Here is a 14,103-nt window from a genome sequence, read left to right on the forward strand (position 1 = left end):
GGCGAACGACGCTTCGCGCTACTACCGATTCGTTGATTCCGCAACGATTCACCCGCAAAAAACGGCGTCCGCCGGCAACCGTCCCTCTGGTTTACTACACCGGCATTACCCGGGCTTGCGGCCGCTCAATTTTGAGATAAATTGATTGAAGGAATACGCCGCTGTTTGCTTATTCCCGTTATTTCCGTTTTTTCATTCAAGAGGTCCGATGGATTTGCCGTTTACGCAGTCAGCATCGCGGCGTTGACGGACTGCCACCCGAGCGGCCCCGCTGCGACGCGCTTCCTCTCTGGAGCCTGTCATGAAGCATCGCCTGTTCGCCGCCTCGTTCGCTCTGGCTGCCTCGCTTCTGGCCACGTCCTCGTCCTTTGCCGCCGGCGCGTCCGGCACCATCTACTTCTCCGGCATGATCGTCGAGCCGCCCTGCTCGTTCGCGCTCGATACGCCCAACGCCGCGCCCGCTCGCGTGCGCGCCGACTGCCCGCGGCCGGCAACCGGCCAGATCGCGTTCGTCGACGCGGCGAGCATGCAGGCCGTCAAGACCACGACCTTTACTCAGGCCTCGCGCGCAATCGTTTTACCGAACCGTCCGGGCAACAATCTCGCGCCGATGATCGCCGTCGTGACCTACCAGTAACACCGGCCGCCCGCGCGGCGCGCGGCGGGTCCGGCGCGGCCGCGCGTCAGTCGCGATGGCGCGCGATCCAGTCGCTGAACGCGCGGATCTTCTGCTGGTTGCCGATGTTCTCGGGATAGACGAAGAAGTAGCGTGCGCCGGTCTCGAGCACGATGTCGAACGGCCGTTCGAGCCGGCGCGCGCTGACGTCGTCGTCGACAAGCGTCACGTCGCCGATCGCGACGCCGAAGCCCTGCATCGCCGCGTTCGTCGCGAGATCGAGCGTGTCGAAGGTCGGCCCGCGCGCGGGATCGACGCCGCGCTCGCCCGCATGATCGAGCCAGGCACGCCAGTCGCGATGGTCGCGGGTCGGATGCAGCAGCGTATGACGCGCGAGATCGCCCACCGCCTCGAGCGGCGACGCCTGCCGCAACTCCGGTGCGCATACCGGCGTCAGCCGTTCGTCGAACAGCGGCAGTGCGAATATGCCCGCGCCGGGGGGCGCCGTGCCGTAGACGATTGCCGCGTCGAACGGCTCGGTCGAGAAATCGACGACGTGCTGCCACGCGGTCGTGATCTGCACATGGAGATCGGGATGCTCGCCCTGGAAGCGCATGATGCGCGGCAGCATCCAGCGGATCACGCAGGTCGGCACCTTCAGCGCGAGATCGGTGCGCTGACGCGTGAGCTTCATCGAGATGTCCTCGATCCGCGCGAAGCTCTCGTTGACCACCGGCAGCAGCTGCTCGCCCTCGGCCGTCAGCGTGAGGCCCTTCGCATGGCGCTTGAACAGCGGAAAGCCGTAATGCGCCTCGAGCGTCTGGATCTGCCGGCTCACCGCACCCTGCGTAATGCATAGCTGCTCGGCCGCGCGCGTGAAGCTGCGGTGGCGAGCCACCGTCGAGAAGATCTGCAGCGCGTGCAGGGGCGGAAGTCGGCGCATGAAAAGGCACAGGAAACGGAAGGACCGCGCGCCGACGCCGGCGCGCGCTGACCGACACGATAAGCCAAACGCCGGCTTTGCGCGAGGCGCGCGCCGCTCAGGCCGTTGCGGCCAGTGCGCCCGCCGCGATGCGCGCCGCCGATGCGACGACGTCCGCGCGAGCCGCAGCGTCGGCCTGCGGCTGCGTGAACGACACGGCCATCACGAGCGGCGCGCGCGACGGCGGCCACAGCACCGCGACGTCGGTCGTCGTGCCGTACCCGCCCGTGCCGGCCTTGTCCGCGACGCGCCAGCCGGGCGGCACGCCCGCCGCAATGCCGGTCGCGCCGCGCGCGCCGCCGACCATCCATTCCGTCAGTTGCGCGCGCTGCGGTTCGCGCAGCGTGTCGCCGAGCAGCAGCCGCTGCAGCGTGTCGACCATCGCGACCGGCGTCGACGTGTCGCGTTCGTCATCCGGCACGGCCTTGTTCAGTTCGGGTTCCCAGTGATCGAGGCGAAACGTCGTGTCGCCGCTCTCGTGTGCGAACGACGTGACGGCCTGCGGGCCGCCGAGCACGCCCATCAGCAGGTTGCCCGCGCCTTTGTCGCCCGAGCGCAGCATCGCGTCGCAAAGCTGCGCGATCGTCATGCCCGTGTCGACATGGCTTTCCGTGATCGGCGAACCCGACACGACTTCGTAGCGACGGTACAGGATGCGGCGCGGCAGCAGCGACGCGTCGAGCGCGCCGCGCGCGAGTATCGCGCCGGCGGCGACGACCGCATACGTGCCGCACAAAGGAAAGCGCTCGCGCGCGTGGTGGGCGATGCGCACGCCGTTCGACGTATCGAGCGCGGCGACGCCGAGCCGGCCGTTCGACGCTTTCTCGAGTGCGGCGAGTTCGGCTTGCGCGGCGTGGGCGCGCCCCTGGTCGGCGACCGGCGCTGACGTGCACGCGGCGACGAACGGTGCGGCAACGGCGGCAAGCAACAGCGAGCGGCGTGTCGGAGAGTGTTCCATGGATGAGGTGTGTTCTGTCGGAAACGATGGCACGAAGCAACGCGGGCGCGCATCGGCGATGCACGCCCGTTCACGCCGACGGCCGCCCGCGACGGCATTCGTCGCCGCATCCCCGAAAGACGCTCGTCGGCCCCGCGCGAAGCGCGGGATTCGCAAACAGCCCCTAGCCTAGCAGCGACAGTCGTCGCGTTCCAGCAGAACGGCCCGGCTTCATCCTTGCGAAGAAGGCAGATACGGCATCGGATTCACCGGCTTGCCGTCGCGCCGCACCTCGAACAGCAGCGCGACGCGCGAATTGTCGAGGTCGCCCATCTCGGCGATCGCATCGCCCTGGCGTACGATGTCGCCCGTCTTCACGAGCAGCTTGCGGTTATGCGCATAGGCGGTCAGGAAATCCGCGTTGTGCTGGACGATGATCAGGCTGCCGTAATCGTTCAGGCCGGTGCCCGCGTACATCACGCGGCCGTCGGCCGCCGCGCGAACCGGGTCGCCCGGCCGGCCGGCGATCTGGATGCCGCGGTTCTGGCCCGGCCGAAACCCCTCGACGATCTTGCCGTTTGCGGGCCACTTGAGCACGACGCCGCCCGCATGCCGCTTCGTTTCCTTCACGACCTGACGGTCGCTCGCCGTCGATGCGGTTGCCTGTGCCGTTGCCTGATTGCCGGCCACCGCATCGCTCGCCGCGGCCGGCGCGGCGGCCTGCGTGCCGGCCGTGCCCGACGACGGCGGCAGCGGCTGCTGCCTGACGATGCGCAGCACCTGCCCCTTGCGCAGCTTGCCGTTCGCGCCCAGCTTGTTCCAGGTGCGCAGGTCGGCAACGCTGCAGTTGTTCGCGGACGCGATGCCCGTCAGCGTGTCGCCGCGTTTCACCACGTACTTTTGCGCGACGAGAATCGGCGCCGGCGGCAGCGTGGCGGCCGACGGCCCGGCGACGGGCTGGCTCGACGGCGACGGCTGCCCCGCCAGCGTGTCGCTCGGCGGGACGGACTGCGTATTTGCACAACCGGCCATGACGAGCACGGCGGCCAGGCCCGGCAGCCACGCCGCGTTGCGGCAAATCTCGCGCGTTTTCATGGACGATCAACTCCGATTTGACAATCTTTCAAGCATCTCAAAAACGGAACGGCCGACGTGTAACCGGATGCAAACAATGATGACAAACGATCACGAACGGGACGCCGGCCGACATTCGCTACCGGTAATACGGTCCGATCCCGAAAAACTTGATGGTCTTTTCGCGTGAAAACGGAAGAATTTTCGTCTCAGGAGACTATGACGGATTGATTTCAATAGGAGCGTGCCGCCGCGCTCAACGCAGCCATGCGACGAGTTCGGAACAGGCCCACGCAATGCCGATGCACAGGAACAACACATGCAACGCGATCTTGAACGACACACCCCACGACGAATCGATCTGCATGACTGGCTCCCCCGGTGTCGAGATGCGGCCATGATCGGGCATCGATCGTGCCCCGAAAATGCGGAACCGGCGAATCGGGTCTCAGGCTGCGCCTGAGACCGGCGCTGCGGTTCCTGCTAACTTATCGGCCATTCCAACGCTATCGCTCCCCGCCCATCATGCGCTTCGACCTGACCGACCTGCGGCTCTTCCTGAACATCTGCGAGGCCGGCACGATCACGAGCGGCGCCGAACGCACGCACATCACGCTGCAGGCCGCGAGCGAGCGCATCCGCGGCATGGAGGACGAGCTCGGCGTGCCGCTGCTGCACCGGACCAAGTCGGGCGCGCAGGCGACCGACGCCGGCCGCGCGCTCGAACACCACGCGCGCACCGTATTGCAGCAGATCGACCACATGCGCGGCGAACTGCAGCAATACGGTCAGGGGCTGCGCGGCCATATCCGGCTGCTGTGCAACACGGCGTCGCTGAGCGAATACCTGCCCGACGCGCTGGCCGATTACCTGCCGCATCATCCGAAGCTGTCGATCAGCGTCGAGGAGCGCTCGAGCCAGGAGATCGTGCATGCGATCCGCAACAAGACCGCCGAGGTCGGCATCGTGGCCGATTCGGTCGGGCTCGGCGGACTCGAACAGAAACCGTTCCGCGAGGACTGGCTGATCGTCGTCGTGCCGGCCGCGCATCCGCTCGCGTCGCACGACAAGGTCGCGTTCGACGCGATCGCCGACGCCGACTTCATCGGCCTCACCGACGGCAGCGCGCTGCAGGTGCACCTGGCCGACCAGGCGCGCGCGCTCGGCAAGCGGATCCGCTATCGCGTGCAACTGAAGAGCTTCGACGCGATCTGCCGCGTGATCGCGAGCGGCGTGGGCATCGGCATCGTGTCGCGGCACGCGGCCGAGCGTGCGATGCAGACGCTGGACGTGCGGCTCGTCGAGCTGGCCGATCCGTGGAGCCACCGGAAGCTGACGCTCTGCGCGCGGTCGTTCGACGCGTTGCCGAAGTACACGCGGGAGTTCGTGGCGTTTTTGTCCGGCGAAACAGCACCGCGGTGACGCGCGCCGCATTCGACCCACCCCATCGACAAACGGAGGCACGGCCATGACCGACACCGATCTCGCCACCCGCTACCGCGCGTATATCGACTGCCTGAACCGGCAGGACTGGCCGTCACTCGGCCAGTATGTCGACGACAACGTGATCCACAACGACCGGCCGCTCGGCCTCGCCGGTTACCGCGCGATGCTGGAACAGGACTTTCGCGACATTCCCGATCTCCGTTTCGACATCCGGCTGCTCGCGTGCGAGCCGCCGCGCGTCGCGAGCCGGCTTCGCTTCGCGTGTTCGCCGAAAGGGACGTTCATGGGGCTCGCCGTCGACGGCAGGAAGGTCACGTTCGCCGAGAACGTGTTCTACGAGTTCCACGACGGCAAGATCCGCCAGGTCTGGTCGGTGATCGACAAGGCGGCGATCGAGGCTCAGCTTTAGCAGCGCCGGCGCGGCCGGGCGCCGGTCATGATCGATGCGCCGACGCCCGGCTCGATTCGTTTCGATCCTTATGGATAACGTTTTCTCTAAAATGTGATCAAACGCGCATCGCAGGAGAGCGAGCCCGCCTGGCGCTTCAGTATCGGTATCCTGCGCTTCGCCCAATCGACTTCGGAAAAAATTCCCCGCAATTTCCGCGTAATCCCGATCTCGCCCCACACCTCCCTCTTCCCACTATTCGGGTTTCTACCGGCGCTTCCGACGTCAAAGTTCATTGACATCAAGCCGTTCGATGCCTAAATTTGGAAAACGTTTTCCAATGTATCAGCGCGACGCCGGCCTCGGCCCGCGCAGGGGGAACGCTTGCCCGCTCGAGTTGTGATTCAGGCCATCCGTCTTCAGGGATCAGGGTTCAAGGCGGAGGTCAGGTACGGGCGTCGAGCGCGGCAACGGCCACACCTGCCCGTCCTTCATCACTATTCAAACTGGAGACACAATGCATCCGCGCAGCAGATTCGCGCTCGGCGCCGCGCTCAGCGCCCTTTCCGTCCTGTTCGTCAGCGCGTGCGGCGGCAGCGACGTGACCGACACGCCGCCGCAGTCGTCGTCGCCCCCGCCTTCGACACCCACACTCGCGGCGAACTCGCTGCAGGCGCTCGTCTACGGCGCGCCCGACACCAGCGTGCCGGCCGGCACGAACATTCCCGCCACGATGATGGGCCAGATGCGCGCGCTGTTCGACCTGATCCGGAAATCGCCCGACTTCACGCAGGTCGTGATGGATCTCGGCGACGGCACGCCGGTGCACGTGCTCGATACCAACACCGGCGACAAATTCCTGCCCGGCAAGCTCGCGCTCGGCCTGTCGTACATCCTGATCGACATGAAGTCGAAGGGCGACCCGCAATACGCGAGCTACCTCGCGACGTACCAGACGATCACGACCGCGATGATGGCGCAGTCGGGCAGCAATTACGCGTATGCGAACACGTCGTGGGGCGAGTACTACTACCTCGTCGCGCTGAACAACCTCAAGGCGCACGGGATGCTCAACGAAGTCTTCAGCGACGCGATGCTCGCGACGCTGCAGCAGCGGCTCACCTTCTGCGACATGTTCGGCCCCGACGCGAGCGGCAAGACCAGTACGTGCCCGGCCGCCGGCACGCCGATCGACATCGCGTCGCTCAACACCGCGCAGAACTACTATGCGGTGTCCTACGGAATCGCCGGGCTGCGGCAGAAGCTCGGCTGGAGCAGCCCGTCGTTCGCGTCGGCGACCGATCCGTCCGTCGCGACGATGGGTGCGCGCGACGCGCTGCTGTACACGCTCGCGAACCACATCCGCAAGGATTCGTCGGGCGGGTTCTCGGACGAAGCGTCGAACACGCACACGACCTATTACGACCAGGCGCGCTTCGACCGCTACAGCACGCTGCTGATCGGCGAAGTGGTCGAGCGCACGTTCGAGATGGGTAACGAAGCGAATCTCACGCCCGAGCTGAAGGGTTATCTGCGCAAGTCGGTCGACCTGATCCTGCCGCAGCTGAACACCGACGGCCAGGGCTTCAACTACGGCCGCTCGATCGGCCCGTACGGCGATTCCGCGTTCATGGAAGTGCTGACGGCCGCGGCCAACGCCGGTGTGCTGTCCGACCAGGAGAAGCAGGTCGCGTATGCATTCATCTACCGGGCCGCGCATCGCTTCGACACCTACTGGTACGACCCGTCGCTGCCGACGCCGTCGGTGAACATGTGGGTCAAGGGCCGCGGCACCGACACGTATCGCGGCAAGCCGCGCGTGATGGGCGAGAACTTCAGTCTGCTGCACCAGTACCTGTACGTGAACGCGTGGTGGAACAAGCTCGGCTTCGGCGGCAAGGCGCCGATGGCGGATGCGGACTACAACGCATGGCTCGACGCGCTGCCGCGCTACACGCTCACCTGGTACAACCAGCCCGGCGACACCGCGCATCCGTACAGCGCGGCGCTGCTCACCGTACGCGACGGCCGGCGCGTGATCAACCTGAACCTCAGCCAGGCGCCCGACTACAACTCGTTCACGCCGTACTACCCGGTACCGTTCTCCGACAAGCTGATCTATGGCACGACCGATCTAGGCTATGCGCTGCTGGTGCCGCAGGTGTCGTACAACGGGAAGACCTACATTCCCGTCACGTACTACAGGAACCTGAACGTGCAGCAGGCCAACGGCCAGGTGATCGTGTCGTTCGATACCGCGAAATTCCGTCTCGCGTCGAAGAACGCGGCGTACACGACCGATCTCGACCTGCAGGTGCATACGGTGCTGACGTTCGCGCACGGCACGGTCGCGCGCAGCGATACGCTGAGTTCGGGCACGCTCGCCGGCAACCTGTCGGTCGAGACGGACTTCACGTCGTTCGCGGATTTCGCGTCCACGCACGCCAACGGCGACGGCATATCGGTGGCATACGCGAACAGCGCTGCGACCGGCTATGCGGCATCCGGGTTCGACAACTGCGTGCTGTCCGCCTTCGACACGGCAAACGGCGCGACGAATCCGCTGTCGACGACGCCTATCGGCCAGTTGCATTCGAACTTCGCGTGCACGACGAAGCCGTTTGCGCTCGGCGCGGGCACGACCCGCACGCTCGGTTGGACGCTGAAATACGCCGATCCGGCCTGAGCGGTGCGACCGCCGTCCTGTTATCGCTCCCGAAGCCGACAGCAGAAACCGGCTTCGGGATGTTTCGGGACGGCGGGCATCACGCTCCGCGGCGATACCCGCTTACAGCCAACCCGAGGCGGCCATGTACGCACCGAGCGCAATCAGCCCGACGAAGAAGCAGCGCCTGAACGCCTGCTCGCTCATCACGCGCCGCGCGTATTGCCCGCCGGCCATTCCGGCCAGAGCCGGCACGAGTGCGAGCGCCGACACGCCGAGATCGACCGTCTGCAGCGCGCCCGTCACGCGCAACTGCAAGCCGAGCGCGATCGTCGATGCGGTAAACGACAGCCCGAGCGCCTGGATCAGGTCGTCCTTCGACAGCCGCAGCGCCTGCAGGTACGGCACGGCCGGCACGACGAACACGCCGGTCGCGGCCGTCACGACACCCGTCAGGTAGCCGACCACGGCCGACAGCCAGGTTTCGTGACGCCCCGGCGCGGGCAGCCGCGCGGCGGCCAGCCCCCACAGCCCGTAGGCGATCAGCACCACGCCCAGCGCCGCATGCGTCCATGTGCTGCCGGCCGCGAGCGCGGGCAGTCCGCCCGTCAGCGTGCCGATCGCGAGACCGGCGAGCAGCGGCCACAAGCGACGCAGCAACGGCCCGAACGACGGGCCGAGCCACAACTGCCACACATTGGTGATGAACGACGGCACGAGCAGCAGGCTCGCCGCGGCCGACGGCGGCATCGCGAGCGTCAGCAACCCCATCGCGATCGTCGGCAGCCCGAGCCCGATCATTCCCTTCACCGCGCCGGCCAGCAGGAAAACCAGCACGATGATCGTCAGCGTATGAATTTGCATGGAGGGCGTTCCGTCCGGTCGGGTTGAATACGGCGCCGATGGTGAACCGCCGTCAGTCCGCCCGCCATCTGGTTTTGCCTGAGGCTGGCTAGGGCCCGTCGGGCGGGCTTGTCGGGCAACCGTTCAGGCTCCATGGATCCCCCCCGCGCCTGCTCGCTGTCGAAGTGAGCCATCGGTGAAGCCGGATAGCGGTCACCGGCAGCCGCCCCGGCGGGAACCGCCGTTTCGATGCGAGAGGGATCATTGACCGTTAGTTGCAATCCAGGCGCGTGCAATGCGTCCTTCAATTGCGTGCGCTTGTGCGCGCCGGCCAGCGGCACGATGTCGATGCCGTGCGACAGCACCCACGCGATCGTGACCCGGGCCGGATTGCTGCCCTTCTCGTCGGCGATCGTGCGCAGCACGTCGACCTTCACGGGTGGATCGTCGGCGCATCGCGGCGCGCGATAAACGCGAAACGCTCCACCCAACCATTCCGCGCTGATTAACAATGGAGCCTGTTCCAACCCGCCAACGCTCCTGCCCCGCATGGACCACCTGCAAGCAATGCGCATCTTCGCGCGCGTCGCCCATCTCGGCAGCTTCACGAAAGCGGCCGAGCAGTTGCAACTGCCGCGCCCGACGGTGAGCAACGCCGTCCAGTATCTGGAAAAGCACCTGAATATCCGCCTGCTGCAGCGCACGACGCGGCGCGTCGCGCTGACCGCCGAGGGCGCGACCTATTACGAGCGCTGCGTGCAGTTGCTGGCCGATCTCGACGATGCGGAATCGCTGTTCGAGGACGCCCGCGCGTCGCCGCGCGGCGTGATCCGCGTCGACCTGCCCGAGCGCTTCGCGCTGAACCAGGTGATTCCGGCGCTGCCGGATTTTCATGCGCGCTATCCCGACCTGCGCGTCATGATCAGCACGACCGACCGCTTCGTCGATCTCGTCTCCGACGGCATCGACTGCGCGGTGCGGGTCGGCGTGCTGTCCGACACGTCGCTCGTCGCGCGGCGGATCGGCGAGATGGCGCAGGTCAACTGCGCGTCGCCCGCGTATCTCGCGCGCCACGGCACGCCGCGATCACCGGACGAACTGCCCGACCACGTCGCGGTCGGTTATTTCTCGAGCCGTACGGGCCGCGAGCTGGACTGGGAATATGCGGACATGGATACGGGCGAGCTGCACACGGTGAAGATGCGCAGCATCGTGTCGGTGAACAGCTCGCAAGCGTATCTCGCGTGCTGTCTCGCCGGCCTCGGGCTGATCCAGGCGCCGCGCGACGGGCTCGCGCCGCTGTTCGCCGACGGCTCGCTGGTCGAAGTGCTGCCGGAATGGCATGCCGAGCCGCTGCCCGTGTCGGTGGTGTTCCCGCACGGGCGCCATCTCGCGCCGCGCGTGCGGATCTTCGTCGACTGGCTCGCGGAAACGCTCGGCGGCACGCGCCAGGCGGGCTGACAAGGGCCGGCACGGGGCACCCCGGCCCCGGGCCGCCGCCCGTTCAGAACTTGTGGCGGATCGCGGCGCGCACCGCGAACTGGTTCGACGACGACGACGGGCCGTCCGTCCCGACGACGTAGCCGCCGTCGGCCGCCGTGCCGGTCTTGTCGCCGCCGACCTTCTGCCACGCGCCCTGCAGATAGACGTCGGTGCGCTTCGACAGGCTGTAGTCGGCCATCAGGCCGACCGTGTGGTACTTCGGCTTGAACGAGCCGGCCGCGGCATCGAACTTGCCGTCCGTGTATACGTACTGCGCGCCGAGATAGAAATCGGGCGTGAGCTGGTACTTGCCGTTGATCTCGAAGTTCTGGAACTTCGTCGCGGTCAGCCCGAGGCCGGCGAACGTCGAGGCCGGCAGGTAGACGGTCGACACCGGGTTCTTCACGTCCGTCTTCGTGTAGACGAAGCCGACCGTTGCCGGGCCGAACGTGTAGTTGACGCCGCCGCCGAAGATGCGCAGGCGATCGGCGACGAAGTTCGCGTCGTCGGCCGCGATCGCGCCCGCGCTGCCGATGCCCGGGTTGTTCGCCTGCAGGTACGCGGCCGCGACCTGCAGGCCGGCCAGCGAATACTGCGCACCGATGCTGTACTGGCGGTTGTTCGAGAAACCGGTGCTGTTGCTGAAGCTGTACGTGCCGCCCAACGTCAGGCCGTTCCAGTCGGGGCTCGCGTACTTGACCGTGTTGTTGACGCGGAACGAGTTGTCCGTGTTGTCGTTGTCGAACGGGTGCGAGAACAGCGTGCCGCCCCAGTTGCCGTTCGCGGTCAGCGGCGCGAGATAGTCGACGACGGAATCGTACTGGCGGCCGAAGGTCAGCGTGCCGAAGCGCGACTCGCTCAGCCCGACGAACGCCTGGCGACCGAACATGCGGCCGCCCTGGTTGAGCCGGCCGTTGTTCACGTCGAAACCGTTTTCCAGCGTGAAGATCGCCTTGAGCCCGCCGCCGAGATCCTCGCTGCCCTTCAGGCCCCAGCGGCTGCCTTGCGCGAAACCGCTCGCGAGCTGGTAATTCGTCTTTCCGACCCCATTGACGTTCACGTTGTTCGTGTAATTGAAGCCTTCGTCGATCAGGCCGTACAGCGTCACGCTGTTCTGGGCAAAGGCCGGCGCGGCGAAGGCAGCGAGCGCGGCTGCAAAAATGACGTGCTTCTTCATGACGGATCTCCGGAGCCGAGGGCCGGGCGGGCCGAGCGCCCGGCGAATTGTTTCGTCTGTTTTGTGTATGGCCCGCAGGGCGGACGACGCGGTGTGCGGCCGCGTGAGGACAAAATGGTGTCACGTCGCAAATCGTCCGTCCATCGGGGTAAGGAAACCGCGCGCAAAGCGTTGCGCTCTCCCAACTGCCCCGTTGCGCAGACAGCCTGACCGGGCTTGTCGGCAGCGGCAGTCCGGCCCGCCATCCGCGTAAACCCGACAAGCGTCGCATCGGTGGCACAATGCGCATCCGTTCGCCATTTCTTCACGAAGTCATGCTTCACCCCGATTCATGCGCGGCATGTGCCGGCCGCGCACGCGACCCGCGCCGGGCGGCGGTCCGATGACCGCGCCTGCCCGGGCCGGCCGCTACGCCGAGCTCGATTTCTTCCGCGGCCTCGTGCTGCTCGTCATCGTCGTCGACCATATCGGCGGCAGCATCCTGTCGCGCGTGACGCTGCACGCGTACGCGCTGTGCGACGCGGCCGAGGTATTCGTGTTCCTCGGCGGCTTCGCGACCGCGATCGCGTACAACTCGCTCGCCGAGCGGCACGACGAGGCCGCCGCGCGCCAGCGCTTCATCCTGCGCGCGTTCGAGATCTACCGCGCGTTCCTCGTGACGGCCGGCCTGATGCTGCTGATCACGGCCGCGCTGAACGCGTTCGCGATCGACGGCCCGAACATGCCGACCAACGATCTCGACGGCCTGCTCCACAAGCCGCTCGCCGCGCTGCGCGACATCCTGCTGTTCCGCCGCCAGCCGTACCTCGCGTCGGTGCTGCCGATGTACGCGTTCTTCGCGCTGCTCGTCCCGCTCGCACTGCCGCTCGCGCGCACGCAGCCGTGGCTGATGCTCGCGTTCAGCGGATCGCTGTGGTACGCGGCACCGCACGTCGCGCGCTTTTTGCCAACCGTCGAAGGCGCGCCGTGGGACTTCAACCCGTTCGCGTGGCAGTTCCTGTTCGTGCTCGGCGTGATCGCGCGCTGCCAGCCCGTCTACCAGACGCTCGCGCCCAGGCCGCAGGGCTGGCTGCTCACGGCCGTATCGCTCGCGATCGTCGCCGCCGGCGCGTACTACCGGCTGCGCATCGAACCGTTCCCGACCGATCCGTCGATCAAGCAGAATCTCGGCGCACTGCGGCTCGTGAATTTCCTCGCGATCGCGTGGCTCGCGGCCAAGCTCGTGCACCTCGGCTGGATGAAGAAGGTCGCGCACGCGATGCCGTGGATCGGCACGATCGGCCGGCAGGGGCTGCTGTGCTTCGTCGCGGGCACCGGCATCTCGCTCGCGGTCGATTCGCTGCTTTACCAGGCGACCGAAGGCTATCTCGACGTGCCGCTCGGCCTGACCGCCGATGCCGTCGCGATGGGCCTGCTGTATCTCGTCGCCAAACTCTACGGGCCGCTCGTCGCGCGGCTGCCGTTCCGTTCGCGGCAATGACGCGCCGCGCCGTCATGCGCCGCTGCTACGATAGCCGGCGCCTCTCCTGAAACGATTCGCCATGCGCCGACTCGCCCTACCGTTCGCCGTCGCCCTGATCGCCGGCTCCATCGCCACCGCCCGCGCCACACCGGCCGCGCCGACGGTATCGCCCGCGCCGCCGTCGGCCACCCAAGCCACCCAGGCCGCGCCGGTCACGCCGGCCGCCCAGGAGCCGCCGGTCAATCCGGGCAGCAGCGTCGCGCTGCGCACGTTCCGGTCGGCATCGCTGAAGCGCGACTGGTCGTACACGGTCTACCTGCCGCCCGGCTATAACCCGGAAGGCGCGCGCTATCCGGTGATGTACCTGCTGCACGGCAATGCCGGCAACGCGAACGACTGGATCACGCAGGGCCGGCTGCAGGCCACCGCCGACACGCTGATCGAGCGCCGCGAGATTCCCCCCGTCGTGATCGTGATGCCGCAGGGCGGCACCCACTGGTACGTCGACCGCAAGGAGAAGATGCAGAGCGCGTTCCTCAACGACCTGCTGCCCGAAGTCGAAGCGCACTTCGCGGTGTCGAACCAGCGCGCGGGCCGCGCGATCGGCGGCGTGTCGATGGGCGGTTTCGGTGCGCTGCGCTTCTCGCTGCTCGAACCCGGCCTGTTCTGCGGCGCGATGCTGCTGAGCCCCGCGATCTATGCGAACGAGCCGCCGCTCAATTCCGCCGCGCGCTATGTCGGCGTGTTCGGCGACCGGCAGTTCGACTCGCGCGTGTGGCACGAACTCAACTACCCGGCGCTGATGCGCGGCTATTTCGCGCGTAGCTGGCGCGTGCCGATGTTCATCGCCGCCGGCGACGACGACCTGACGATCCAGGCCGAATCGAGCGTGCTGTACACGCAGCTGCGCCGTGCGCAGAACCCGGCCGAGTTGCGCATCGTCGACGGCGGGCATACGTGGGACGTGTGGCGCGGGCTGCTCGGGCAGGGGTTGAAGTACGCGCTCGAGTGCGTGAAGTGACGGCGGGCGG

At 67.0% G+C, this 14,103-nt stretch carries 12 protein-coding genes and 1 pseudogene; 7 read left to right on the plus strand and 6 right to left on the minus strand.

The annotated features are described in order from the left end of the window. Positions 1-301: 301 nt before the first annotated feature. On the plus strand, positions 302-637 hold the full coding sequence (locus tag ACM6JT_RS21885; protein WP_175747584.1) for a type 1 fimbrial protein: 336 nt from the start codon (positions 302-304) through the stop codon (positions 635-637). Between the two features lie 46 nt (positions 638-683). On the opposite strand, the gene ACM6JT_RS21890 is transcribed toward ACM6JT_RS21885, so the two are convergent. From ACM6JT_RS21890 to ACM6JT_RS21900, 3 genes are all read right to left on the minus strand, one after another. Continuing rightward, positions 684-1,559 (minus strand): LysR substrate-binding domain-containing protein, encoded by an 876-nt coding sequence (locus ACM6JT_RS21890; RefSeq protein WP_034180286.1) that lies wholly within the window; start codon positions 1,557-1,559, stop codon positions 684-686. A gap of 97 nt (positions 1,560-1,656) precedes the next feature. Further along, the gene (gene bla, locus ACM6JT_RS21895) at positions 1,657-2,556 is read right to left on the minus strand and encodes a class A beta-lactamase (RefSeq protein ID WP_034180287.1); all 900 of its coding nucleotides are present in this window, start codon (positions 2,554-2,556) and stop codon (positions 1,657-1,659) included. Positions 2,557-2,766: 210 nt separating this feature from the next. Next, complete coding sequence (locus tag ACM6JT_RS21900; RefSeq protein ID WP_414857265.1) at positions 2,767-3,630, minus strand: peptidoglycan DD-metalloendopeptidase family protein; 864 nt, start codon at positions 3,628-3,630, stop codon at positions 2,767-2,769. Between the two features lie 504 nt (positions 3,631-4,134). On the opposite strand from ACM6JT_RS21900, the gene ACM6JT_RS21905 reads away from it, so the two are divergent. From ACM6JT_RS21905 to ACM6JT_RS21915, 3 genes are all read left to right on the plus strand, one after another. After that, positions 4,135-5,031 (plus strand): LysR substrate-binding domain-containing protein, encoded by an 897-nt coding sequence (locus ACM6JT_RS21905; RefSeq protein WP_131949495.1) that lies wholly within the window; start codon positions 4,135-4,137, stop codon positions 5,029-5,031. A gap of 46 nt (positions 5,032-5,077) precedes the next feature. Continuing rightward, positions 5,078-5,464 carry an ester cyclase gene (locus ACM6JT_RS21910; protein ID WP_204421352.1) on the plus strand — a complete coding sequence of 129 codons (387 nt, stop codon included), beginning with the start codon at positions 5,078-5,080 and terminating at the stop codon, positions 5,462-5,464. 496 nt (positions 5,465-5,960) lie between these two features. Beyond that, entirely contained in the window at positions 5,961-8,129 is a 2,169-nt protein-coding gene (locus ACM6JT_RS21915; protein ID WP_414857266.1) for a hypothetical protein, read from the plus strand. 102 nt (positions 8,130-8,231) lie between these two features. On the opposite strand, the gene ACM6JT_RS21920 is transcribed toward ACM6JT_RS21915, so the two are convergent. Both ACM6JT_RS21920 and ACM6JT_RS21925 read right to left on the minus strand, forming a co-directional pair. Beyond that, entirely contained in the window at positions 8,232-8,972 is a 741-nt protein-coding gene (locus tag ACM6JT_RS21920) for a sulfite exporter TauE/SafE family protein (RefSeq protein WP_105392503.1), read from the minus strand. 140 nt (positions 8,973-9,112) lie between these two features. Further along, positions 9,113-9,382 (minus strand): annotated as a pseudogene (locus ACM6JT_RS21925) (aldo/keto reductase); the annotation flags it as partial. A 118-nt stretch (positions 9,383-9,500) separates the two neighbouring features. On the opposite strand from ACM6JT_RS21925, the gene ACM6JT_RS21930 reads away from it, so the two are divergent. Beyond that, positions 9,501-10,412: a LysR family transcriptional regulator gene (locus ACM6JT_RS21930; RefSeq protein WP_034180295.1), complete on the plus strand. Its 912-nt coding sequence runs from the start codon at positions 9,501-9,503 to the stop codon at positions 10,410-10,412. A gap of 43 nt (positions 10,413-10,455) precedes the next feature. Here ACM6JT_RS21930 and ACM6JT_RS21935 read toward each other — a convergent pair whose 3' ends face one another. Then, complete coding sequence (locus ACM6JT_RS21935) at positions 10,456-11,610, minus strand: porin (protein WP_034180296.1); 1,155 nt, start codon at positions 11,608-11,610, stop codon at positions 10,456-10,458. 382 nt (positions 11,611-11,992) lie between these two features. Here ACM6JT_RS21935 and ACM6JT_RS21940 point away from each other — a divergent pair, with 382 nt between their 5' ends. Beyond that, a complete protein-coding gene (locus ACM6JT_RS21940; protein WP_034180944.1) occupies positions 11,993-13,090 on the plus strand; it encodes an OpgC domain-containing protein in 1,098 nt (365 codons plus the stop codon). 61 nt (positions 13,091-13,151) lie between these two features. Further along, positions 13,152-14,093 carry an alpha/beta hydrolase gene (locus ACM6JT_RS21945; protein ID WP_414857267.1) on the plus strand — a complete coding sequence of 314 codons (942 nt, stop codon included), beginning with the start codon at positions 13,152-13,154 and terminating at the stop codon, positions 14,091-14,093. Positions 14,094-14,103: the final 10 nt, after the last annotated feature.

The sequence above is a fragment of the Burkholderia sp. IT-111MI5 genome (assembly GCF_949752865.1).
Taxonomy (GTDB): Bacteria; Pseudomonadota; Gammaproteobacteria; order Burkholderiales; family Burkholderiaceae; genus Burkholderia; species Burkholderia pyrrocinia_C.